18 protein-coding genes and 2 tRNA genes are annotated in these 23247 nt (G+C 51.9%); 3 read left to right on the top strand and 17 right to left on the bottom strand.

The window, feature by feature from the left end; all coding sequences use genetic code 11:
- Window positions 1–18: 18 nt before the first annotated feature.
- The 14 genes from GTPT_RS03890 to trxA all read right to left on the bottom strand — a co-directional run bounded on the left by GTPT_RS03890 (window position 19) and on the right by trxA (window position 13274).
- A tRNA-His gene (locus GTPT_RS03890) sits at window positions 19–94 on the bottom strand.
- 83 nt (window positions 95–177) lie between these two features.
- Window positions 178–254 (bottom strand) — tRNA-Arg (locus tag GTPT_RS03885).
- A gap of 149 nt (window positions 255–403) precedes the next feature.
- Window positions 404–1144, bottom strand: coding sequence for a lipopolysaccharide N-acetylmannosaminouronosyltransferase (wecG, locus tag GTPT_RS03880; RefSeq protein WP_029991722.1), 741 nt, complete (start codon window positions 1142–1144; stop codon window positions 404–406).
- An 18-nt stretch (window positions 1145–1162) separates the two neighbouring features.
- Complete coding sequence (gene wzyE / locus GTPT_RS03875; RefSeq protein ID WP_029991723.1) at window positions 1163–2521, bottom strand: ECA oligosaccharide polymerase; 1359 nt, start codon at window positions 2519–2521, stop codon at window positions 1163–1165.
- Window positions 2518–3600: a TDP-N-acetylfucosamine:lipid II N-acetylfucosaminyltransferase gene (gene wecF / locus GTPT_RS03870; RefSeq protein WP_029991724.1), complete on the bottom strand. Its 1083-nt coding sequence runs from the start codon at window positions 3598–3600 to the stop codon at window positions 2518–2520. Before wecF ends, wzyE begins: the two co-directional genes overlap by 4 nt.
- Window positions 3597–4844, bottom strand: coding sequence for a lipid III flippase WzxE (wzxE, locus tag GTPT_RS03865; protein ID WP_029991725.1), 1248 nt, complete (start codon window positions 4842–4844; stop codon window positions 3597–3599). The genes wecF and wzxE overlap by 4 nt, the downstream gene beginning before the upstream one ends.
- Entirely contained in the window at window positions 4844–5974 is a 1131-nt protein-coding gene (gene rffA, locus GTPT_RS03860; protein ID WP_025904153.1) for a dTDP-4-amino-4,6-dideoxygalactose transaminase, read from the bottom strand. The genes wzxE and rffA overlap by 1 nt, the downstream gene beginning before the upstream one ends.
- Window positions 5961–6668, bottom strand: a complete 708-nt coding sequence (gene rffC / locus GTPT_RS03855; protein ID WP_025904152.1) for a dTDP-4-amino-4,6-dideoxy-D-galactose acyltransferase — start codon at window positions 6666–6668, stop codon at window positions 5961–5963. The genes rffA and rffC overlap by 14 nt, the downstream gene beginning before the upstream one ends.
- A gap of 29 nt (window positions 6669–6697) precedes the next feature.
- On the bottom strand, window positions 6698–7957 hold the full coding sequence (gene wecC / locus GTPT_RS03850; RefSeq protein ID WP_029991726.1) for a UDP-N-acetyl-D-mannosamine dehydrogenase: 1260 nt from the start codon (window positions 7955–7957) through the stop codon (window positions 6698–6700).
- Window positions 7954–9084 (bottom strand): non-hydrolyzing UDP-N-acetylglucosamine 2-epimerase, encoded by a 1131-nt coding sequence (gene wecB, locus GTPT_RS03845; protein ID WP_025904150.1) that lies wholly within the window; start codon window positions 9082–9084, stop codon window positions 7954–7956. Before wecB ends, wecC begins: the two co-directional genes overlap by 4 nt.
- Window positions 9085–9122: 38 nt before the next feature.
- The gene (locus GTPT_RS03840) at window positions 9123–9962 is read right to left on the bottom strand and encodes a Wzz/FepE/Etk N-terminal domain-containing protein (RefSeq protein ID WP_025904149.1); all 840 of its coding nucleotides are present in this window, start codon (window positions 9960–9962) and stop codon (window positions 9123–9125) included.
- Window positions 9963–9995: 33 nt separating this feature from the next.
- Window positions 9996–11078, bottom strand: coding sequence for a UDP-N-acetylglucosamine--undecaprenyl-phosphate N-acetylglucosaminephosphotransferase (gene wecA / locus GTPT_RS03835; protein ID WP_025904148.1), 1083 nt, complete (start codon window positions 11076–11078; stop codon window positions 9996–9998).
- Between the two features lie 257 nt (window positions 11079–11335).
- Window positions 11336–12595 (bottom strand): transcription termination factor Rho, encoded by a 1260-nt coding sequence (rho, locus tag GTPT_RS03830; protein ID WP_025904147.1) that lies wholly within the window; start codon window positions 12593–12595, stop codon window positions 11336–11338.
- A gap of 346 nt (window positions 12596–12941) precedes the next feature.
- Window positions 12942–13274, bottom strand: a complete 333-nt coding sequence (trxA, locus tag GTPT_RS03825; RefSeq protein ID WP_025904146.1) for a thioredoxin TrxA — start codon at window positions 13272–13274, stop codon at window positions 12942–12944.
- Between the two features lie 117 nt (window positions 13275–13391).
- Between trxA and rhlB the strand changes: the two genes are divergently transcribed.
- Window positions 13392–14681, top strand: a complete 1290-nt coding sequence (rhlB, locus tag GTPT_RS03820) for an ATP-dependent RNA helicase RhlB (RefSeq protein WP_025904145.1) — start codon at window positions 13392–13394, stop codon at window positions 14679–14681.
- A 7-nt stretch (window positions 14682–14688) separates the two neighbouring features.
- Window positions 14689–16173, top strand: coding sequence for a guanosine-5'-triphosphate,3'-diphosphate diphosphatase (gene gppA, locus GTPT_RS03815; RefSeq protein ID WP_029991728.1), 1485 nt, complete (start codon window positions 14689–14691; stop codon window positions 16171–16173).
- A 32-nt stretch (window positions 16174–16205) separates the two neighbouring features.
- Here gppA and rep read toward each other — a convergent pair whose 3' ends face one another.
- Window positions 16206–18233, bottom strand: a complete 2028-nt coding sequence (rep, locus tag GTPT_RS03810) for a DNA helicase Rep (protein ID WP_029991729.1) — start codon at window positions 18231–18233, stop codon at window positions 16206–16208.
- Between the two features lie 80 nt (window positions 18234–18313).
- Between rep and ppiC the strand changes: the two genes are divergently transcribed.
- Window positions 18314–18595: a peptidylprolyl isomerase PpiC gene (gene ppiC, locus GTPT_RS03805; RefSeq protein ID WP_025904142.1), complete on the top strand. Its 282-nt coding sequence runs from the start codon at window positions 18314–18316 to the stop codon at window positions 18593–18595.
- A gap of 38 nt (window positions 18596–18633) precedes the next feature.
- Here the strand turns inward: ppiC and GTPT_RS03800 are convergent, their stop codons facing one another.
- Window positions 18634–20109 (bottom strand): insulinase family protein, encoded by a 1476-nt coding sequence (locus GTPT_RS03800; RefSeq protein ID WP_051170976.1) that lies wholly within the window; start codon window positions 20107–20109, stop codon window positions 18634–18636.
- A gap of 426 nt (window positions 20110–20535) precedes the next feature.
- Window positions 20536–22548, bottom strand: coding sequence for a biofilm formation regulator HmsP (hmsP, locus tag GTPT_RS03795; RefSeq protein WP_029991731.1), 2013 nt, complete (start codon window positions 22546–22548; stop codon window positions 20536–20538).
- Between the last annotated feature and the right edge of the window lie 699 nt (window positions 22549–23247).

The raw sequence follows: 23247 nt of genomic DNA, 5'->3' as shown, positions 1-23247 counted from the left end.
CGCATAACCAGCAAAAAATGGGGTGGCTAATGGGACTCGAACCCACGACAACTGGAATCACAATCCAGGGCTCTACCAACTGAGCTATAGCCACCATATCTTTCTTACTACAACGATGCCAAAAACATCTTTACTACTCTCGCGGTAAACCACCGCAGCTCTTGCGCATAAACCAAATGGCGCGCCCGACAGGATTCGAACCTGAGACCTCTGCCTCCGGAGGGCAGCGCTCTATCCAGCTGAGCTACGGGCGCTTAGCGCCGTTGCGGATGCGGATATTACGGGTTTGAGGTGATCCTGTCTAGTGCTTTTTAAATAAAAAAATTCATTTGCTTACTGAATGCACAGTTTGAGCGAAGATCCATCACAAAGAACAATAATCCACCGCAATACGGCTACTGACTCATAATTTTCCCAGCCAGTGATACTTTTGGTAACGGAGGAGTCTGAGTTGTCTGCGCCAGCGTGAAGGTTGCTTAATCAGCCGGTATAACCACTCCAGTCCCATTTTCTGCCATAACAGAGGCGCACGCTTAACCCGACCGCTGAACACATCATAAGTCCCGCCTACCCCCATATAGAGGGCATCAGGATAAATTTCACGGCAACGGCGAATAAAAAGCTCCTGACGCGGAGAGCCCATAGCCACTGTCACTATCTTTGCCCCGCTCCCGGCGATTGCACGGATCACGCCCTCTGTTTGCTGTTCAGTAAAATAGCCGTCCTGTGTGCCAGCCACCGGCACGGCCCACTGCTGCCGGAGTTTATCGCAGGTGTACTCCAGTACCTCTGCCTGCCCGCCAACCAGAAAAACAGGGATGCGTTGCTGACCCGCAGATTGCATCAGTGCATACCAGAGGTCGACACCGGCAATGCGGGTCACTTTACTGCCCGGATATTTCTTCCGTATAGAACGGACAATACTGATGCCGTCTGCATAATTAAATTCTGACGCAGATAAAATAGCCTGCAACTGTGGATCCTGTTCTGCCGTCAGAATTTTTTCTGCATTAATCGCTACCAGCATCCCGCAACGGGGATGCTGCGGAGGTAACAGAAAATCCGTGAACTCACTGAGGGAGCTAAAACCATACAGGGGTACCCCCCGTATACTGTAGGGCGGCTTCGCGAACGAATAACTCATGTACTTATTGTCCTGCAATTACTGATTTTTGATAGCTAACACGGCATCTGCTTCCGTTATAGTACGGTCACGGATCACGCCTGAACTCTTCAGGAACCAGAAAACCGTTTTAGCCACCAGTAAAGAAAAAAGAAAAATAACACTAAAGAAAACAATCCGGGAGCCAAAGGCATCCAGCCCCTCGCGGGCCAGTACTATCATGTTAAAAATAGCACCGAAGCAAAAACTGTTCAGTACCGCAGCGGTATAACGGTTTTTCTCCTGCTGCGCCTGTCGGTAGATAGCATCGAAACCTTTGATAATCAGTCCGACAACAACCGCACCGGGAGCCAGCAACCAGGCTCCGCCCATCACCACCAGCGAACCTATCAGTGTCGGGGAAATAGCCAGCCCGGAATGATTGTGCAGCACATCCCAGGTAAAGTAATTAGCACTGTTCAGTACCGTGGCCGGACGACCATGCCATAACCAGCCAGGGATAAAGACATAGAAGTCACGCCACATCGGAGCCAGTCCCTGAAACTCTATCCGGTGGTAGTTGCTGAGTAATAACCCCAGATTTTCCCACGGTGAGAAAGTATCACGGGTAAGGTAGAGAAAAGTGTAGAAAGCTTCTGACCCCGATACCTGGAGGTTATAACGTCGAAGTGCCAGCCAGAACATCGCGACTACCGATAAAATCCCGGCCGAAATCAGCGTCGTCAGGTTAATCCAGCCACGGGTAATACCGATAAACAGAAACAGGGCAAAGGCAATAATGATATTGGCCCGCGTACCGCCGACAATCAGATATGTCAGCACCCCGAACCCCACGGTATACACCAGAAAGATCATCCAGTTTTTCCGTGTCGGCTTCAGAAAATAAACGATAAGCATCGCAGGGATAAAGAAATAGAAAAATCGTTTCAGTGCGACCCCGGAAACCTTACCGGAAAAGATCTGGCTGTAGGAGCTGAGCCTGAACAGTAAAAAACCATTATGCATAAAGAAAACAGCTACGGTGCCAATGGCAATTAATGCCAGTAAACCGCAGAGGATAAGCGTCTCTACCCGATTCATTCTCAGTAATGCCGGAACCTCTGACGGCCCGTCCCGGCGTAATTTCACTTTATATGTCAGGTAATAGAGGCTATAGAACCCGGTAGCAGAGAGTATTGCCTGTAACAGATATTCCGGGGGCACAACCGGGGCATTAAAGCAAAACACCAGTAAACTGGTTAGCGGGAACCCGAAATAAAATGTCAGTAAAAAAAGCAGAGAGAAAAACAGGTGGAAATTAAACCGCACGCGCCGGAACTCTTTCCAGGTCAGTATCAGCACAAAGCTCAGACAAAGAAGATACACGGTAGCGAGACCGGAAAACTGTAACAGGCTCATACTTCCTCCCCGGATCCCAGCACATGTAACAGCTCGCACCAGCCCTTAAGATAGCCCGGAGAAAGGAAAGCGATGGCGGATTTATCACAGCTTTCCAGCTGCCGGCGGGCTTCATCAATCACCGGCAGAGTCAGTGTATCCCCCTGGAAAAGGACCGGGAGTTTCTGTTCCGTCAGATCACGCCAGAACGGGTTTTCCCGGCTGACAACGAACGGAATATTTTTTTCAATTAATAAACACAAAGTACCAATGCCCTGTTGACGTTGAAAAATAAAATAACCCAGCTGGCAACGCTCCAGCATGCTCTGATAGGCAGGGAAATCCATATTTTCCGTTAATACACTGACTTGCCCGTCCGGAAAATACTGCTCAGCCACTGCCTTTATACGCGCGATATAAGACTGATTACCTGCCGGATACCCCATCGGTACCATCACCCGGACATTCGCGCCAAACTGCCGATGGATCTCTGCCAGAGCCTGTTCATGGCGATTTGTCGGGTCTCCTGAGTTGCCCAGTAAAATCGTCAGCGGTTGAGTGTTATCTGCAGAGGTCTTTCTCTCTGCATTCGCCGGCATTCTGGCCGGGAAATAGAGCAATGAAGCAGGTACGGAGGGCACCCTCTGGTGAAAGTAGCTGATATCTCCCCGTGTTGCCCAAACTCCGGCGACCCGTTTCCTGGCTCTGCGGCGCAGAAGATAAAACAGCCGGAAGCGAAGCTGACGGGAGTCCTCATAGAGGTCTGCTCCCCAGATATGCCAGTACAATTGATGACGGGCAATTTTCCCGCTGAGTAATGCCAGCCATAGCCAGGGGTTAAACTGTCCGTGACAGAAAAAACGGTAGCGACGATCCGCGGCCAGCTTCACCACAGCCTGTGCGAGGCTTTTTTTATCGGCAAAAACCTGTAGTTCCAGCGAAGTGAATTCAGCCAGCGACTCCGGGGCAGAAGAGACCACCATAAATTTCCGTGCCTGTGCCGCCGGGACCTGCGCTGCCAGTTGATCATTAAAGAAACGGAGCAACGTCAGGTTATGATGGGGAATATCTGCGCCAAGCAGATGAATCAATGTCGTCATTTTCGATACCAAAACAAAAATACCGCCCCGCACAGGGCAAAATAAATCATATAACTCAGTGCATAAGCCTGTACTGCGCCGGTAACCCCATGGGCCGGGATCAGCCAGTATGCGCTGGCCATCAGCAGAACAAACTGACTGACCTCGGTGAGAAGATAAAAACGCAGGGAAGCTCTGGCAATCACCAGGTAACCGAATACGTAAGCACCGACCTTGAAGAAATCTCCGGTCAGTTGCCAGACGAACAGATCGCGCATTGCGCTGAACTTCGGTGAAAATAGCAGCCAAATCGCCACATCACGCAGCAGCCAGACCATGATCGCCACAGCAGCGACGACCGGCAATACAAAGCGTAATGCCCGCCCTATTTCCCTGGCAACATCCTGTTTGCGGGTCAGCCGGGCCAGCGTTGGTAACAACCAGACACTGAAGGTTGCAGTGATAAATTGCAGCCAGGCATCTGAAATACTGCTCACTCCCTGCCATAAACCGACTTCCTGCCATCCCGCATGCGCCGCCAGCAGGTTACGCATCATAATCCAGGCCACCGGTAACGTCAGCGCCGTCATCATTGCCATCAAGGTATAGCGGAATAATTGCGCAGCCATCTGCGGATGCCAGCGCGGAACAAACCAGTGCCACTGAAGCGGCGTTCTGCCCTTCAGCATCCCTGTCGCCGGGAGAAGGGTTACCGCCGGCACCAGAGCCAGCCCGACCAACGCTCCGGAATAGCCTCCGGCCAGCCAGCTCAGCAGATACCCCCCCACCCCCAGCAGGCTGCCCCCGGCAACCACCAGCGCATTGCCCCTGGCATCACGGAAGCCTTTCAGTTGAGCCTGCAGCAGGTTTGCCCAGGCAATACCGGCCTGCAGAAAAGCGACAATCCGGATCACCTGGCGGTACTGTTCATTCCCGAAAAGCATCTCACTGATCGGGGCGGCGGCCAGCAGCAGTACGAAGGCCAGTAAAAGAGAAGCCCCCGATACGATAGCCGAAGAGGTGGCCGTCAGTGCGCGTAGCTTTTCCGGTTGCTGCTGATACTCTGCAGTGAATCGTGTGACGCCATTAAAAATGCCGGCACCGGCCATCACTCCCAGAACGGTGATCAGTTGCCGGAAGTTTCCTGCCAGCCCAATCCCTGCCGGGCCATAACTGACCGCCAGTAATTTGACCACCAGTAGTCCGCACAGAATTTTGGTCAGTGTGGATAATGACGTCCAGAGGGAGGCTCTAGCCAGTGACATCAGCGAAAGAAACTCATCAGTGAGCTGATAACCGTCTTCTGATTGTTATCTGTCAGATTGTAAAACAGTGGTAACCGCAGCAATCGTTCACTCTGTAAAGTGGTGTAACGATCTTCCCCGTGGAAACGTCCGAACTGTTCCCCGGCCGGAGAACTGTGCAACGGAATATAGTGAAATACCGCCAGAATCTCGGCTTCTTTCATCCAGGCAATAAGCCTCTCCCGGGTGTCATTGTCTTCAAGCAGGATATAAAACATATGGGCATTGTGGGTACACCCTTCCGGCACTACCGGTAATGTCAGACGCCCCTGACGGGCCAAAGGTTGCAGGGCCGAATAATAATTATTCCACAATGCCAGACGCCGCTGATTAATCTGCTCCGCAGATTCCAGCTGAGCCCACAAATAGGCTGCCTGTAAATCCGACATCAGGTAACTGGATCCCAGGTCACGCCAGGTATATTTGTCTGTCTGCCCGCGGAAAAACTGACTACGATTGGTTCCTTTTTCCCGGATGATTTCGGCACGTGCGACCAGTTCAGGATCATTAATCAGCGTCGCCCCCCCCTCTCCGCCGGCAGTATAATTTTTGGTTTCATGGAAACTGAAACACCCGATATGTCCGATAGAGCCTAACGGCCGCCCTTGATAAGCAGACATGACCCCCTGAGCAGCATCCTCTATCAGATAGAGTTTATGTTTTTCGGTCAGCCGGACAAGGGCATCCATTTCACAGGGGACACCGGCATAATGGACCACCACTATTGCCCGGGTTTTATCGGTGATTGCCGCTTCAACCCGCGTTTCGTCAATATTAAGAGTATCCGGACGAATATCGACAAAGACGATGCGCGCACCGCGCAGGACAAACGCATTCGCGGTGGAGACGAAGGTATAACTCGGCATGATGACTTCATCGCCCGGCACAATATTAATCAGCAGTGCTGCCATTTCCAGCGAAGCCGTACAGGAAGGAGTCAGCAGCACCTTATGGCTCCCGGACTGCTGCTCCATCCATTGCTGGCAGCGTCGGGTAAACCCGCCATCGCCGCTCAGCTTTCCGCTTTCCATTGCCGAGCGCATATAGTCAATTTCACTGCCTGTTACCGGAGGAGAATTAAAGGGGATCATCTGTTTTCCTGTATAGCCAATATGCCGTATTTTCCAGCCGCGCACCGCTACGAAGATAGAGCCGCATTGCTGCCAGGTTACTAAGCTGCGTCGTAATATGTAGCTGCGTGACACCCCTTACCCGCCCCCGGTCGGCCGCGGCAAACAACAAACGCTGGCCGACGCCTTTCCCCCGGGCATCAGGTAAAACAGCGAGCAGACCAATACGCGCCTGCTCTCCGGTTTCACGGACTGAAACAAATCCTTCCAGCCGCCCCTGTGCATCACAGGCGACCAGGCACTGATCATCGAAAGTGCCCTTCACGGCATTTTCAATCCATTGGGCGTAAAATCGCCGGCAGTCATCCTCGTTAAACCACGGGGCACGAAAGCGGCTTTGCAGAAAGGCACTACCCGCCGCCTGGCGTAACTCCGGGATCTGTCCCGGCCGTGCGATACGCACACCGGTCTGGCGGGCGGTTTGCCTGAGCGTCATCACCAGAGAAGCTTCACCTTCTGCCAGCCGGAAACCAAGACGGTTTAACGTACCGAGACTTTCGTAATCCTCTGCGCTGACTCTGGCCTGTAACAGGTGATATTGCTGCATCACCTCCGCCGGCAGCGTCTGATCGCCACCTGGCGTAAACCGGCCTATCCGGCTACCGAAAAATTCAGATTCCCATTCGAGAAAAGAAATACTGCCGTTGATTAGCATCTGCACTCCCTGTTTGTTTGCGTTCAGGTTTATCCCCAGATGCCCCGGGTATCTACTCTGTGCCGATCAGCGAGCAGCGCCGGGTCAATGTGCAGGAACTGTTGATGATCCACCAGCATAACCAGGATATCTGCGTGCTGCAGGGCGTGGGTACTGTCAGCCAGCGTCACTTTGCCCGCTAACGTGTCCGGAACGGTATCAATATGTGGTTCCACCACCAGTACCTCTCCCTGATGCCAGTCACTGATCATCTCCGCCACATGCAGTGCCGGGCTTTCACGTAAATCATCAATGTTGGCTTTAAAGGCCAGCCCGAAACAGGCGATGCGGATGTCCGCGGCACGCTTGCCGGTAGCATTCAGGCAGTCTGCCAGTTGCTGTTTTACCTGGTTAAGTACCCATTGCGGTTTACTGTCATTCACTTCCCTGGCCGTACGGATAAGACGGGCCTGTTGCGGGTTTTGTGCCACAATAAACCACGGGTCAACGGCGATACAGTGGCCGCCTACCCCGGGCCCCGGCTGCAGAATATTGACCCGGGGATGCCGGTTAGCCAGTGCGATCAGTTGCCAGACATTGATCTGTTGTTCATCACAAATCATGGAAAGCTCATTAGCAAAGGCAATATTAACATCGCGGAAACTGTTTTCAGTCAGCTTGCACATTTCTGCGGTACGGTCGTCGGTCCTGACACATTCTCCTTTCAGAAACAGGCGGTATAGCTCACAGGCGCGTTCAGCACATCGTTCAGTCATTCCCCCTACGACCCGGTCATTATTGACCAGTTCCGTCATGATTTTTCCGGGCAGCACCCGCTCGGGACAATAGGCAATGTGAATATCCGGCTGTTCACTCTGCGGCGGAAAGACCAAATCAGGCCGTAGCGCAGCGAGCCACCCGGCAAGCTGGCCCGTGGTACCGACCGGTGAGGTCGATTCCAGGATCACCAGATCACCTTTTTTCAGCACCCCGGCAATGGACTCTGCCGCAGCACGGACATAACGTAAATCCGGCTGATGATCCTGAGCAAAAGGCGTCGGCACGGCGATGAGAAAGGCATCTGCCGGCTCCGGTGTTACTGCTGCCCGTAAATAGCCGTCGCGGACGGCCCGGGCCACAACCTGATCAAGATCCGGTTCGATAATATGGATATTACCGCGATTGATGATATCAACGGTGCGCGGGTTCACATCGATACCAATCACTTTTTGTTTCTCAGAGGCAAAAACTGCCGCCGTTGGCAGGCCGATATAGCCGAGGCCGACAACAGAAATCGTTCCAAAACTCATAACGTTACTCTGTGCTGTTTTAATATTTTTATAATTTGCTGACAGGCGGTACCGTCGCCATACGGATTATGTGCCCCGCTCATGGTCTGGCGGTGAGCAGCATCCTGTAATAATAAGGATGCCTGCTCCACAATCTTCGTGATATCCGTACCGACCAGTCGCACTGTTCCTGCCGCAACCGCTTCAGGACGCTCCGTCGTCTCACGCATCACCAGTACCGGGATGCCCAGTGCGGGAGCTTCTTCCTGAATCCCGCCGGAATCTGTCAGGATCAACCGTGCACGGTTCATCAGCCAGACAAAAGGTAAGTAATCCTGTGGCTCTATCAGGAAAATATTGGTGATATCCCCGAGGATCCGTCTGACCGGTGCACTGACATTCGGATTAAGATGCACCGGATACACTATCTGAACCTCCGGATGCCGGACAGCCAGTTCGGCCAGCGCACTGCAAATCCGCTCAAACCCCTGACCAAAGCTTTCTCTGCGGTGGCCGGTGACCAGTATCATCGGTTGTTCCGGGTTGAGAAAGGGGTATCGTGCCGCCAGTTGTTGCTCCAGCGTGCTGTCTCCGAGAATTTTGGCTCTTACCGACAATAACGCATCAATGACCGTGTTGCCGGTCACAAAGATCCGGTCTGCGGGAATGTTTTCCCGCAACAGGTTCTCACGCGAACAGTCGGTAGGCGCAAAATGAAAGCGGGCCAGGTGCCCGGTAATTTTGCGGTTACCCTCTTCGGGCCAGGGAGAAAACAGATCACCGGTACGCAATCCGGCCTCGATATGGCCGACCGGAATCCGCTGATAATAGGCGGCCAGACTGGCGGCCATAGTCGTGGTCGTATCTCCATGCACCAGAAGAATATCAGGGCGAAACTCTGCCAGTACCTGTTGCAGACCTTGCAGGATACGGCAGGTAATGGCGGTCAAATCCTGGCCGGGCCGCATGATATCGAGATCGTAATCCGGTTGCAGCCGGAATAAACGTAATACCTGGTCAAGCATTTCACGGTGCTGCGCCGTCACACATAAGCGTGATTCAATCTGCTCATCACCGGCCAGTGCGGTAACCAGGGGAGCCATTTTTATGGCTTCCGGACGCGTGCCGAACACTGTCAGTACTTTCACAACGGCTCCTTTCGGATCGAGCGGTTTATCTGCCACCATCAGGTCACCTGACGACGACTAATCGCAATGATCGCACCCGCGATCGCCCCGGTCACACCCCACAGCACCATGAGCAGCATCAGACGCGGGCTTTCACGGCTGACGGGGGGCTCAGGGGAACGTAAATAACGCCATGTGCGGATATCTTCCGACAATCGGGGCTCAGCGCCTAACGGTGTTACCGGCGAGACTGACGATGCCGGGGGCGTCCTCGTGTCTGCGGCTGCCGGTGATTTTACCGACCGGATCTGGTTTGCCCGCCACTGACTTTGCCATTCTTCCCGTAAATTACTGTTCAGCACATTGACCGCCCGCTGACTGGCAAAGCGGACATAGTCGCTCAGTAAGCGGCTGGAAGCCGCCGCATTATCAGCCAGCAGTACCACCGTATCATGGGTCCCTCGGGCCGCATCTGCTGGCTGAAAGCGGATATCACTGATCAGCCGGTCAAGGATCCTGGCCTGCCGGTCAGGATGCGCCTTCACTTTATCGAGGAAATAATCTGAACGACGCCAGAAATCACGACGACTGTCCCAGGAGGAGAGCTGTAACAGAAATTCCTGATAAACCTCATCACAGACGGCAGAAGCATTCAGCGCCGATGAGTTGTCCCCTTCCAGCAGTGTCAGCAGTTGCCGCTGGTCGTAATAAACGGCCAACTGACTCAGTTGTGGCCGGTCAACAATCGCCGTTGAGCTCCAGACCTGTCTTGCCCAGTGTGCATAACCCGCGGCCAGTAACACGCCAGCCAAAGCCATACCGGTGATCAGGATTTTTCCCCGCCACAGCCGCCTGAATAACAGCGCAATATCCAGTTCATTTTCAACAGATGAAGTCATACAGGTCAGTCCTTATTACCGGGGAGACCCGGGTTAATCCCGATCGTTACGATCATTATGCAGGCTATGCCAGCGACGTTTCTGCCGGCGGATAAGTCTGGCCACCCGCCAGGCATGCCGCAGGCAATAGCCGTAGCCTGAAAAAGCCACCAGAAATAACGCCATCATTCCCCATTCCGGGACAGAGAGATACTCCCCCATGACCCCGATAGCGGCGAGTATCGCAGCAGACAGAGTGATCAATAAAAATGCCTGACGGGAACTGAATCCGGCACGCATGATAAGGTGATGGATATGTTGGCGATCGGCAGAAAACGGACTCATCCCTTTATGTAAACGGCGATACATAATGGCCACCATATCCATTAACGGAATAGCGATGATCCAGAGCGCGGTGACCGGCCGGATATCATGCATCGGGCCCTGAGTTGCTTCGAGCAGTATCCAGATAATCGTAAAACCAATCATCGTACTGCCGGCATCGCCCATAAACACTTTATAGCGTCGGCCGAGTAACCCGAGGTTGAGTAAGATATAAGGCAGTGTGGCGGCAATCATCGCAAAGCACCAAAACGCCAGGCTGAGTTCCCCTTTCAGGAAAAGGATAATCCCTAATGCACAGAAACTGACGCTCGACAGTCCGCCCAGCAGACCGTCAATACCATCGACCATATTGAAGGCATTGATCGCCGCCCAGACAGCAAAGAGTGTCAGCAAATAGCCGAAAGGCCCGACACTGAGTTCGATGGGACCAATGACAAAGCCAAAACTTATCAGATAGTGGTCTGCTCCGGCCATCATCATAATAGCAATGACTGCCTGTACCAGCGCACGTAGTTTGACACTGATATCGAACCGGTCATCCAGCGCTCCCACCAGCACCAATACACCTGCGCAGCAGAGGTATAGCGTGGCGTGCGGCTGATAGCTGTTCGTCAGCAGAAGGGCAAAACAGATGCCGGCAAAAACCGAGATCCCGCCGACCAGAGGAATAGCTCCCTGATGACGTTTCCGGTAATCCGGCCTATCCACCAGTCCTACTTTTTTCGCCAGCTTGCGGGCAAAAAATAAAAATCCCAGCGAGAAAAGAAAAGTCAGACACAGTTCAGAACTCATCTCGAGTAAATTCACATTAAACGCTCTCAGTTAGAATTCTCACTACGATAAAAAAATCCCTGATGTTTTTACCTTAATTCAGAGAGTGAGTTCTGTGCTGCTGGCGACATTCTTCGCAGATGTGGTCTGCATATGTGGCTCCGTCACAAATATCCCTGTCCCTGTTAATGCTATAACCTGTGCAATAAAAACGCCACGTAAAGACGTGGCGTTTTACTACTTTCAACAAATTCCTATAAACGGAACAAAACGTTATTTTACGAACGTTTCATCATATCGAAGAATTCTTCGTTCGTTTTAGTCATCGCAAGTTTGTTGATCAGGAATTCCATCGCATCAATCTCACCCATCGGGTGGATAATTTTACGCAGGATCCACATTTTCTGTAGCTCTTCAGGCGTCGTCAGTAACTCTTCTTTACGGGTACCTGAACGATTGTAATCAATGGCCGGGAACACACGTTTTTCTGCAATTTTACGTGACAGATGCAGTTCCATATTACCGGTACCTTTAAACTCTTCATAGATAACTTCATCCATTTTAGAGCCGGTATCCACCAGAGCGGTAGCGATAATCGTCAGGCTTCCGCCCTCTTCTACGTTACGGGCAGCACCAAAGAAACGTTTCGGACGGTGTAACGCATTCGCATCCACACCCCCGGTCAGAACTTTACCGGACGCTGGCACCACGGTGTTATAGGCACGGGCCAGACGAGTGATGGAGTCCAGCAGGATGATGACATCCTTCTTGTGCTCAACCAGGCGTTTGGCTTTCTCGATAACCATTTCTGCCACCTGAACGTGGCGAGACGCTGGCTCATCGAAAGTCGAAGCAACGACTTCACCTTTGACCAGACGCTGCATCTCCGTCACTTCTTCCGGACGTTCATCGATAAGCAGTACCATCAGCTCACAATCAGGATGATTGTAGGCAATGCTCTGCGCGATGTTCTGCAGCAACATGGTCTTACCTGCTTTCGGTGGCGCGACGATAAGACCACGCTGTCCGCGACCAATTGGCGAAGCCAGGTCCAGAACACGTGCAGTGATATCTTCGGTCGACCCATTACCGCGTTCCATACGCAGACGATTGTTGGCATGCAGCGGGGTAAGGTTTTCGAACAGGATTTTATTGCGGGCGTTTTCAGGTTTGTCGTAGTTAACTTCGTTGACTTTCAGCAGAGCAAAGTAGCGTTCACCTTCTTTCGGCGGGCGTATTTTCCCGGCGATGGTGTCACCCGTACGCAGGTTAAAGCGACGGATCTGGCTCGGCGATACATAAATATCATCCGGACCGGCAAGGTAAGAGCTGTCCGCAGAACGCAGGAAACCAAAGCCATCCTGCAGGATTTCCAGAACACCATCACCAAAGATGTCTTCACCACTTTTCGCGTGCTGCTTAAGAATGGCAAAAATGATGTCCTGTTTGCGCATACGCGCGAGGTTTTCCAACCCCATATTTTCGCCGAGTGTAATCAGCTCAGACACCGGCGTATTTTTTAATTCGGTAAGATTCATAGTGATGGGTTCTTGACTCGGGGTATTACTCGAAATGTTAGTCATGAGTGGTATGGCAGGAAATCCAGCCTGTAACCTGTAAATAGAAATATGTTAACCAGGAGTCCGGCAAGGAAGTCATCAATAAAAAGAGACAATCTATGACGAGACGGCCTTAATACGACGTGGTGGTAAACCACCGGATTGCTAACCCACTCTGACGGATACACAGACCGGCTTAACAACAGGAAATCTTAGATTCTGACTACTGGTAAGAGCGTAATGCAGTGGGATTAACTTAACACGACAAAAAGCAGACGTCCAGTGATAGCACAAAAATAAGCCACCACCGACGTCTGTTTTGATCTTAACCCAGATTAGCGTTCAGGAATTCTTTCAGCTGACCTTTGGATAACGCCCCGACCTTCGTCGCAGCAACTTCACCATTTTTAAATAACAGTAACGTCGGGATACCACGAATACCGTATTTAGGGGCTGTGCCCGGGTTATCATCGATATTCAGTTTAGCAACCGTCAGTTTGCCCTGATATTCTTCCGCGACTTCATCAAGGATTGGCGCGATCATTTTGCAAGGACCACACCATTCAGCCCAGAAATCTACCAGTGTCACACCTTCCGCTTTCAGCACGTCGGTTTCGAAACTGTCATCGGTCAAGTGAACAATTTTATCGCTGCTCATGTTTTGCTCCACAAAATTATGCCTGGTGAATTGGCGTAAAATGTATCAACGTAAGTTGACTTTATTTCATTGGATACGCTTTCGTAAAGCGACATTAAGCTGATATTCTACCACACTATGAGCAAAACACACTTAACAGAAAAGAAGTTTTCCGACTTCGCGCTGCACTCTCAGGTAGTGAAAGCCCTTGATAGTAAAGGATTTCAATACTGTACACCGATTCAGGCACTCGCACTGCCGTACACCCTTTCAGGGCGTGATATCGCGGGTCAGGCGCAAACCGGTACGGGGAAAACGATGGCGTTTCTGACGTCAACGTTCCATTATTTACTCTCTCACCCGGCCGCAGAAGGCCGAAAAGTGAATCAGCCACGGGCATTAATCATGGCTCCGACCCGCGAACTTGCGGTGCAGATCCATGCCGATGCAGAACCCCTGGCACAGAGCACCGGACTACGCCTGGGTCTTGCCTATGGCGGCGACGGTTACGATAAACAGCTGAAAGTTCTGGAACAGGGTGTTGATATCCTGATTGGCACCACCGGCCGACTGATTGATTATGCCAAACAGAACTACATCGACCTGAGCGCTATCCAGGTTGTCGTGCTCGATGAAGCCGATCGGATGTTTGATCTGGGCTTTATTAAAGATATTCGCTGGTTATTCCGCCGTATGCCTGCGGCCTCTCAGCGACTGAATATGCTGTTTTCCGCGACCCTGTCATGGCGTGTGCGTGAACTGGCATTTGAACATATGAACAATGCAGAATATGTCGAAGTTGAACCTGAACAGAAAACAGGTCACCGCATAAAAGAAGAGCTTTTCTACCCGTCTAACGAAGAGAAAATGCGCTTGCTGCAATCACTGGTCGAAGAAGAGTGGCCTGATCGCGCCATTATTTTTGCCAATACCAAACATCGTTGTGAGGATGTCTGGGGGCACCTGGCGGCAGATGGCCACCGTGTCGGACTGTTAACCGGTGATGTACCACAGAAAAAACGTCTGCGTATTCTGGAAGACTTTACTAAAGGGAACCTGGATATTCTGGTCGCAACCGATGTTGCCGCCCGTGGATTACATATCCCGGAAGTGACGCATGTGTTTAACTATGACCTGCCGGATGACCGTGAAGATTACGTTCACCGTATAGGCCGTACCGGGCGTGCCGGTGCCAGCGGACATTCTATCAGCCTCGCGTGTGAAGAATATGCGCTTAACCTGCCAGCCATTGAAGAGTACATTGGCCATAATATCCCGGTCAGTAAGTATAACAGTGAAGCTTTATTGACGGATTTACCTGCCCCTAAACGCCTGGCACGCCGTCCGGCAAATAACAGCCGCAGGAGCAGTAATAATAATCGTCGAAACGGGCCTCCACGCAACAACAACCGCAAACGTTCAGGTTAAGTCAGCCATGCAGAGCGCATCATCACTTTATGCTGCTATTGATTTAGGTTCTAACAGTTTTCATATGCTGGTGGTGCGCGGTATTTCCGGCAGCATCCAGACCGTTGCCAGGATCAAACGTAAGGTGCGCCTGGCGACCGGACTGAGTCAGGAAAATCATCTTTCTGACGAGGCCATGGCCCGGGGCTGGCAATGTTTGCGCTTATTTGCAGAACAACTCCAGGATATTCCCGTCAGCCAAATCCGTGTGGTGGCAACCGCTACCCTGCGTCTGGCGACGAATGCGCAGCAGTTTCTGTCGGTGGCAGAGGATATTCTGGGATGCCCTGTCGAGGTCATCAGCGGCGAAGAAGAAGCCCGTCTTATCTATCAGGGGGTCGCCCATACCACCGGGGGACCTGATCAGCGTCTGGTCGTCGATATCGGGGGCGGCAGTACCGAACTGGTGACAGGCTCAGGGGCAGAAGCGACAGCATTGTTCAGCCTGTCCATGGGCTGTGTCACCTGGCTTGAGCGCTACTTTACCGATCGCTGCCTGACCAAAGCCAATTTTGAGCGTGCAGAGCTCGCGGCGCAGGACAAAGTCCGCGACGTAGCCGCCGTATTACGCGAACACGGCTGGAAAATCTGCGTCGGCGCTTCAGGTACGGTTCAGGCACTGCAGGAAATCATGGTCGCTCAGGGGATGGATGAACAGATCACCCTGAACAAACTGCTGCAGTTGAAACAGCGGGCTATTCAGTGCGGTAAACTTGAAGAGCTGGAAATTGAAGGGCTGACACTGGAACGTGCGCTGGTTTTCCCCAGTGGTTTGTCCATCCTGATTGCCATTTTCCGTGAGCTGCAGATAGACAGCATGACCCTGGCCGGAGGTGCTCTGCGTGAAGGGCTGGTCTACGGTATGCTGAACCTGCCTATCGATAAAGATATCCGCACCCGGACCTTACATAACATCCAGAACCGTTTTTCTATCGATGCCGAACAGGCAACGCGCGTAGAGCAACTGGCTGAGGTTTTTTTCCGTCAGGTCAGCCAGAGCTGGAAACTGGATGCCCGCTGCCGCGAGTTATTGCTGAGTGCCTGTGCTATTCATGAAATAGGCCTTAGTGTTGACCACCGCCAGGCTCCGCGTCATTCGGCGTATCTGGTCCGCTCGCTCGATCTCCCGGGCTTTACGCCGGCACAGAAAAACCTGCTCTCCTCCTTACTGGAAAACCAGCAGGGAAGCATTGATCTGGCACTCCTGACCCGACAGAATGCTTTGCCGCCCCGCCTGGCAGAACGGATTTGTCGATTGCTGAGACTGGCGATCATCTTTTCCAGCCGGCGTCGTGACAATACGTTACCCGCGGTCAGGCTACAGGCTGATGATGAAGAGATGCATCTGACCCTGCCTGAGGGCTGGCTGGAAGCCCACCCGCTACGTGCAGAGTTTCTGGAACAGGAATGTCATTATCAGAGTTATGTCCACTGGACACTCTCACTGAACTAAGCGGCAATACCGGCCCTGAAGGGCCGGTACACTCAGCCACTCTGCTTTTTGGACTGCTCAAGCATAGCGCGTAAACCTGCCACCCGGCTCCGGCTATTGACCATACGCTCTTCACTACTCATTTTTTTACGTTCCCCTTCCCACACTAAATCGTCCTGCGGTAATTCGAGCAGGAAGCGGCTGGGTTCCGGACGCATCTGTTCCCCGTACTGGCGACGCTCGCGGCACAGAGTAAACGTCAGCTCTTTTTGTGCCCGGGTAATTCCCACATACGCCAGTCGCCGTTCTTCTTCGATATTCTGCTCGTCGATACTGCTCTGATGCGGCAGTAACCCTTCTTCCATCCCGACCAGATACACATAAGGGAATTCCAGGCCTTTTGAAGCATGCAAGGTCATCAGTTGCACCTGATCCTGCTCATCATCGCTTTCTCCCCGTTCCATCATATCGCGCAGGGTAAAACGGGTGACCACCTGAGTCAGCGTCATCGGCTCATCCAGATCCGTGCCTTCCAGCATTTCTGTCATCCAGCGGAACAGAGTATTCACGTTTTTCATCCGCATTTCCGCGGCTTTCGGGCTGGCCGAGCTTTCATATAACCAGCTTTCGTAATCAATACCGTGGATCAGGTCACGGACTGCAGCGACCGGCTCCCGTTCACTGAGAGTAACCAGCGAGTTCACCCAATGGGTAAAGCGCTGTAAATGCTCCAGGCTGCGGGCAGGTAAGCGCTCACCCAGCCCGAGATCAAAGCTGGCATGGAATAAGCTCTTATTCCGTATCCCGGCCCATTCACCCAGTTTTTGCAGCGTCGCCGGGCCAATTTCACGGCGCGGCGTATTCACAATTCTCAGAAATGCACTGTCATCTTCCGGATTCGTTAATACCCTCAGGTAAGCCAGAATATCCTTAATTTCGGGACGGGAGAAGAAAGACGTCCCGCCGGAAATCCGGTAGGGAATACGGTTTTGCATCAGCAACTTTTCAAATACCCGTGACTGATGATTCCCCCGGTACAGAATGGCATAATCCCGGTAGTGGGTTTTGTTGATAAAGTGATGGGCAATCAACTCCCCGGTGACTCTTTCCGCTTCGTGATCTTCATTATTGGCGGTAATAACTTTCAGCAGGCTCCCTTCCCCGAGTTCAGAGAACAGCTTTTTCTCAAACACATGCGGATTATTAGCAATAAGAATATTGGCAGAACGCAGTATGCGCTGGGAAGATCGGTAATTCTGTTCCAGCTTGATCACTTCCAGGGCCGGAAAATCCTGTTTCAGCAGCACCAGGTTCTGTGGCCTGGCTCCTCGCCAGGAATATATGGATTGGTCATCGTCACCCACCACCGTGAACCGGGCCCGGGAACCGACCAGTAATTTGACCAGCTGATACTGGCTGGTATTGGTATCCTGATACTCATCGACCAGCAGATAGCGGATACGCTGCTGCCAGCGCTCTCTGACCTGCTCATTACGCTGTAGTAAAAGCGTTGGCAGCAGGATCAGATCATCAAAATCCAGCACATTGCAGGCTCGCAAATGCTGGTCATACAACTGGTAACAGTGTGCAAAAATAGTCTCCTGTTCGCCGCGGGCGCGATCAGAAGCCCCTGCAGGATCAATCAGATCATTCTTCCAGTTGGAGATCGTCGAAATCAGTTGCTGCAGTAATGCCTTGTCCTCTTCCAGCCAGGGGCGGGTCAGCTCTTTCAAAAGCGCCATCTGGTCCTGATCATCAAACAGGGAGAAGTTCGATTTCATTCCCAGCGCGGCATATTCACGCTTAATGATCTCCAGCCCCAGGGTATGGAAGGTCGAGATAAATAATCCCCGGGCTTCTTTCCGGCCAAGAGTCTGCGCCACACGCTCTTTCATTTCCCGCGAGGCTTTGTTGGTAAAGGTCACCGCGGCGATATGCCGGGCCTGATAACCGCACTCCCGAATAAGGTGGGCAATTTTGTTGGTGATCACACGAGTTTTGCCGGAACCGGCTCCCGCCAGCACCAGACAAGGACCGGTAACATACCCGACGGCATGCTGCTGACCGGGGTTTAAACGCATAAGAAATCGCTCTGTTTGTGGCTTAAAGGATGGTATATAAGGCGGCAAGTATACACATCTCAGATTCAGGGAGTCGAGATATGGCAAAGACAGCCGCCGCATTACATATTCTGGTTAAAGAAGAAGCACAGGCCAGGGAATTATTACTGCGCCTGCAAAAAGGAGCCAGCTTTCAGCAACTGGCGAAAAAACACTCCACCTGCCCCTCCGGCCGGAAAGGCGGTGAATTGGGTGAATTTCGTCGCGGTCAGATGGTGCCGGCATTTGATAAAGCCGTATTTTCCTGCCCGCTACTGACCCCTTATGGCCCGGTAAAAACCAGCTTTGGTTACCATATCATCAAAGTCCTGTGGCGTAGTTGATCAGTCACTGATCAGCGCCACAGTGCTCTGCTCCCCCGTCAGGAGGAGGCCGCGGATGTCGCTGTAACGACCGGAAGTGTGGTGTCGTTCAGGTCAGGAGTGACAATATCATCAAACGTTTTCCGCAGACTATTTACCTGAATCGCTGGCTCCTTCTTTGGTTGTACCAGCACCATGGTAAAGGGCTGCGAAAGCAATATATGGAGTTGGTGATTTAATGTCTCCGCGGTCAGACCGGCTAAAAATGCCTGCCGTAAACGCTGGTACTGTTCCGGTGAAATATCCACCACCGAATTTTGCTGTGAACGCAACCGCTGAGCCACCAGAATATCAGTGCCGGTTCTGGCATAGGTCGCGTACAACGTATTGAGTTCAGCCAGTTTTGCCGTCATCAGATGATCAAATTCGGTCTGAGACAAACCTTTATCGCGTAGCGTCACAAAATCGTTCGCTACCCGCGTCAGTTGTCCTGACAGATGATCCCCGGAAGTATCGATATTTAGTCCGCACTGTGCACGCTGATAATAGACCCGGCAGTCCAGGCCGAACACCGCATCAGGCTCCGCGTTATCACCAGCGGCCGGATGCAGATGCCAGTAAAGCACCTCACGGGCTAAATCTTCCAGCCAGTACTGCTGTAAAGTCTGTGAGTCCGTAATCGGTGACCAGGGCATATCCCAAATCAGCGATAATCTGTCTGTGGCACGCTCATCATCCGCCAGGCCCACTGCCTGATCAGTCAGTGGGGGTAATATGGCCATCGGTGCCGGAATACTGCGCCTGCCTTTCAGCGAACCGAATGCTTTACCGATCTGTTCAGATATTGCCCGGCTATCGACATTCCCGACCACATATAACGTCATTGCATCCGGGGTATACCACTGATGGTAGAAATGACTCAGCGCGGGAACATTGACCGGTGTGGCGGCACTGACCTGAGGATCATGAGCTAATAACACCGACCCTTTCAACCGGTAACGCCACCAGGCTGAGGACGGATTCGCAGGCCAGGTGCTGGTTGGATCCGAGGCGGTTTCGGCGGTATTCACTATCTGCGGGTCAATGGACATATTCCCCGCCGTGGCTGCCAGCCATTGCAGCGCATCTTTCATCAGGTCTGGCCGGTTAACGGGCAGACTCAGGTTATATTGCGTGTAGTCGTAGGACGTAATTGCTGGCGGTAATGCGCCCTGCTTACTGATACTGTGCTGCCATATTTCACGCTGTCGGGCAGGTGTTATCGCCGTATTATGCACCAGTGCGATACGTGTCAGGAGATGGCTGTAACCGGTCTGCGACGTATTTTCGTTCAGCGAACCATTTTCAATCACCAGCCGTAGTTCTACATCATCTGACGGACGTTGCGGTGTTGAAAGCACCTGCCAGCCGAATCCGTTTTTCAGTTTCCCTTGCTGCCAGGCAGGATCTGGCTGAAGGGCCTCGGCATGCAACGTAAAACTGGTGGCGGCAAAGATAATTCCGCCCATCCAGTGCAAAAGTTTGGTGCCCTGCATGTGAACCCCTAATTTCAAATGGTGAAAATATTATTTTCACAGGTAATTCAGTGCGATACGCATTACTCAGCCATAGCTGAGCCTGTTTTAAATAGATCATCGCTTTTTTGACCGCAGAAAAAACAGGATGTCACGCAGCAACAGAAAAAAAAATATTCAGAAAATTTCGGGCATTATTATGCAAAAGTCCGCAAGGGCGGCAAGGAAAAAGCGGGGATTCATCGAAAAAGTTGATCAGAGAAGATCACTTCCTGCTTTCAGGCAGCTTTTTTGTACAAAGAATGTCTCAATTTACCTCTGTGGCTCCCTGTGCTCCCATGGCCCCTACCTCGTCGCCAGCACCGGAGCGACACAATCCGGTGTCACCACAATATTTTTACCCGGCCTCTCCTGGCTCAGTCCGGCCACATCACGTTCCTCGTAAAATTACGGAGTGTCCGGCGCACTGCCGGGTAAGTTCAGCCAGCGTTTATTAAATTCCTGCTCCGACAATGCCGGTGCATAAAGATAACCCTGAGCAATATGGATCCCACGATCAATCAGCCAGTCCCGCTGTTCAACCGTTTCAACACCTTCGGCAATAACATCCAGTTGCATAATGCCGGCAATCGAAGAAACGATGCGTACCATAGTATCATCTGCGGGCAACGCACTGACAAAGCTGCGATCAAGCTTCAGACGCCGTACCGGTAATGAACGGAACTGGTGCAGATAATGAAGATTAGAGTACCCCATACCAAAGTCATCCAGTACGACGGAGACACCGGTTTTTTCAATCGGACGGAGAAGTTCCATTGCCCTTTCGGTATCCGAAATTTTGGCGGTCTCGGTCAGTTCCAGGACAAAGCTGCCCGGATTAACTTTCAGGCTACTCAGTAAATTCTGTAAATGGCTGACCATCGACGGATCCTGTAATTGCAGTGCCGACGTGTTGACGCTCAATGGCAATGTAATTCCGTGTGACTGCCAGACATTAAGGATCCGGCAGGCCTCTTCAAAGACCCAGCGCCCGATTTCAGGCATAACACCGATATCTTCAGCCGTGGTGATAAAGTCTTCCGGCAGAGTATACTGGCCGTCATCACGGCGGATACGCAATAAAGCCTCGGCACCCGCCAGCGCACCGGTATCCATATTCACCTGTGGCTGAAGGTAGAGCGCATATTCTTTATTGTGGATCCCCTGTAATATATCGTGGAACTGCGACATTCTCAGTCGGGCTCGTTCCGCCACTGCGGGGTCGAAGAACCGGATCTGATTGATACCTTCCTGACCGGCAGAGGTCATCGCCGAAATACCGCGCTCCAGAAACTCTGCAGCTTTGAGCTGTTCCTCCTCCATCACCGCCAGTCCGATACTCACCGCAGGCCGTAGCGGAACATTCTGAAGATTTAACGGCTGTGTCAGCTCTTCCATCAGTAATTGTGCCTGACGCATTAATCGAAGAGGCTGAACGGAGTGTTCGTAAAACAGTACAAAATCACTGTCTGACAATTGCGAGAGGATACCCCGCGTTCCCATCGCCCGACGCAGCTTACGTGCTACCAGTAACTGGAGTGTGTCTTTATTTTTCGGTGTCAGTATATCCGGGAGCACATCAATACGAACCACCACTAACGCTACCGCCTGACCGGTTTTTGTCTGATTCAGATACTGGTCCAGTAGTGCCAGAAACAGCGTGCGGTTAGGTAAATCCGTCAGTTTGAAATGGGTATTCAGCCGCTCTACTTCATTATTAATGGACGCCATTAATGACTGATTCTGATTGATACAACGTACCAGTACCCCGATTTCATCATCATTGTGTCCCTGCGGAAGATGCAGGCGATTATTATTACCGTTCTTTCCGCTTTTATCCTGGAGCTGCTGACAAATGCTGCGTAACGGATGCACCATCAGGCGGTTTATGAACCAGCTAACAGTAATGGACAGCACCAGAGCCAGTAGCAGATATGTGATCACCATAGTGGACAATGTGCTGATCACAAACTGATAGACCCGGCCGTTATCAGCCTCCAGTACCAGCCAGGCCAGAGGTTTCGGCAATCCGGCCTGTTCTGCAGGATATAACGGTACGGAGATCCTGACCGGTAGCCGGAAAATCCGGGCCATCAATGGCGGAACGGACCGCTGCCCGGTGAAATCCACATGCAGGGCCTGCAATTTATCAGGGAGCAGAATATCAGCGCGGCCCAGAATACCTGCGGGTTTCAGCGTATTCAGTAGCTGCTCTGCCGCAGGAATATCGGCTTTCAGCACCGCCTCAGCCAGTGGCTGCCGGATGGTATGAGCAATATTTTCCATTTGCTGCGCGTATTCTGTAATGCGTTGCTGAACAAAATGAAATAATTGCACCGCAATAAAAATACAGACAACCAATATTGCTACGGCAGAAACCGTAGTCATTTGTTTAATGGTAAGGGAGCGCTGAACTCGCAAGAGATTCTCCGGGGAGGGTGCTGTTAAGTATTTAAAGTATATAGTAATACACTCTTCCTGCTATCCGGTATTACGGGTAATGAAGCGTAAATTAAGTTAATTCCGGGTATTGTTACGGTACTTGTTGATAACTTTGAGGATTAACATACGCCGGAATCTCCGGGATCGCCACTTTTTCACGGGCTGATCGAGGGGGGGCGGGGAAAACCGGGTGTGGGACCGGGGTAAACCGGGGATTTTTGTCTCAGGTTTGTGGGTAATAAGTTCGTCCGTTGTTTTTCCATTTCAGCACGGTGAGTGTTCCGTTCGCTTTATTGTCGGGCATGCTGCCTGTAATCCGTCGCAGACATCCGCGGAAAAGCGGATAAGATTTTTGTCTCTGGTTTGTGGGTAATAAGTTCGTCCGTTGTTTTTCATCTCAGCACGGTGAATATTCCGTTCGCTTTGTAGTAAGGCTTGCTACCTGTAATCCGCCGCGGGCGACCGGGCAACGGTGCAAGCATCAGATAAGAAGAAATTTTTCGTATTTTAAAAGACTAAACACGGGAACCACTGCCCGGATAGCAGGTTTTGGGGCGCTATCCGCAGCGCCGAACCCCGGCCGCCGCCATGCGGCAACTGAAACTACTGTACGTATGACGGGCGGAACCGGCTCAGAGCTGATAACCGGGAAACCGGAGGAGCTTTTTATTATCAGCG

Origin of the sequence: Tatumella ptyseos ATCC 33301, from assembly GCF_000735525.1 — a bacterium.
GTDB classification, from domain to species: domain Bacteria; phylum Pseudomonadota; class Gammaproteobacteria; order Enterobacterales; family Enterobacteriaceae; genus Tatumella; species Tatumella ptyseos.
The sequence above is the reverse complement of the archived record's forward strand: the minus strand, read 5'-3'. Positions and strand labels throughout refer to the sequence as shown.

Bases quoted from the DNA above. Each gene is read 5' to 3' on its own strand.
- wecG (WP_029991722.1), bottom strand. From the start codon at position 1,144: ATGAGTTATTCGTTCGCGAAGCCGCCCTACAGTATACGGGGGGTACCC.
- wzyE (WP_029991723.1), bottom strand. From the start codon at position 2,521: ATGAGCCTGTTACAGTTTTCCGGTCTCGCTACCGTGTATCTTCTTTGT.
- wecF (WP_029991724.1), bottom strand. From the start codon at position 3,600: ATGACGACATTGATTCATCTGCTTGGCGCAGATATTCCCCATCATAAC.
- wzxE (WP_029991725.1), bottom strand. From the start codon at position 4,844: ATGTCACTGGCTAGAGCCTCCCTCTGGACGTCATTATCCACACTGACC.
- rffA (WP_025904153.1), bottom strand. From the start codon at position 5,974: ATGATCCCCTTTAATTCTCCTCCGGTAACAGGCAGTGAAATTGACTAT.
- rffC (WP_025904152.1), bottom strand. From the start codon at position 6,668: ATGCTAATCAACGGCAGTATTTCTTTTCTCGAATGGGAATCTGAATTT.
- wecC (WP_029991726.1), bottom strand. From the start codon at position 7,957: ATGAGTTTTGGAACGATTTCTGTTGTCGGCCTCGGCTATATCGGCCTG.
- GTPT_RS03840 (WP_025904149.1), bottom strand. From the start codon at position 9,962: ATGACTTCATCTGTTGAAAATGAACTGGATATTGCGCTGTTATTCAGG.
- wecA (WP_025904148.1), bottom strand. From the start codon at position 11,078: ATGAGTTCTGAACTGTGTCTGACTTTTCTTTTCTCGCTGGGATTTTTA.
- rho (WP_025904147.1), bottom strand. From the start codon at position 12,595: ATGAATCTTACCGAATTAAAAAATACGCCGGTGTCTGAGCTGATTACA.
- trxA (WP_025904146.1), bottom strand. From the start codon at position 13,274: ATGAGCAGCGATAAAATTGTTCACTTGACCGATGACAGTTTCGAAACC.
- rhlB (WP_025904145.1), top strand. From the start codon at position 13,392: ATGAGCAAAACACACTTAACAGAAAAGAAGTTTTCCGACTTCGCGCTG.
- gppA (WP_029991728.1), top strand. From the start codon at position 14,689: ATGCAGAGCGCATCATCACTTTATGCTGCTATTGATTTAGGTTCTAAC.
- rep (WP_029991729.1), bottom strand. From the start codon at position 18,233: ATGCGTTTAAACCCCGGTCAGCAGCATGCCGTCGGGTATGTTACCGGT.
- ppiC (WP_025904142.1), top strand. From the start codon at position 18,314: ATGGCAAAGACAGCCGCCGCATTACATATTCTGGTTAAAGAAGAAGCA.
- GTPT_RS03800 (WP_051170976.1), bottom strand. From the start codon at position 20,109: ATGCAGGGCACCAAACTTTTGCACTGGATGGGCGGAATTATCTTTGCC.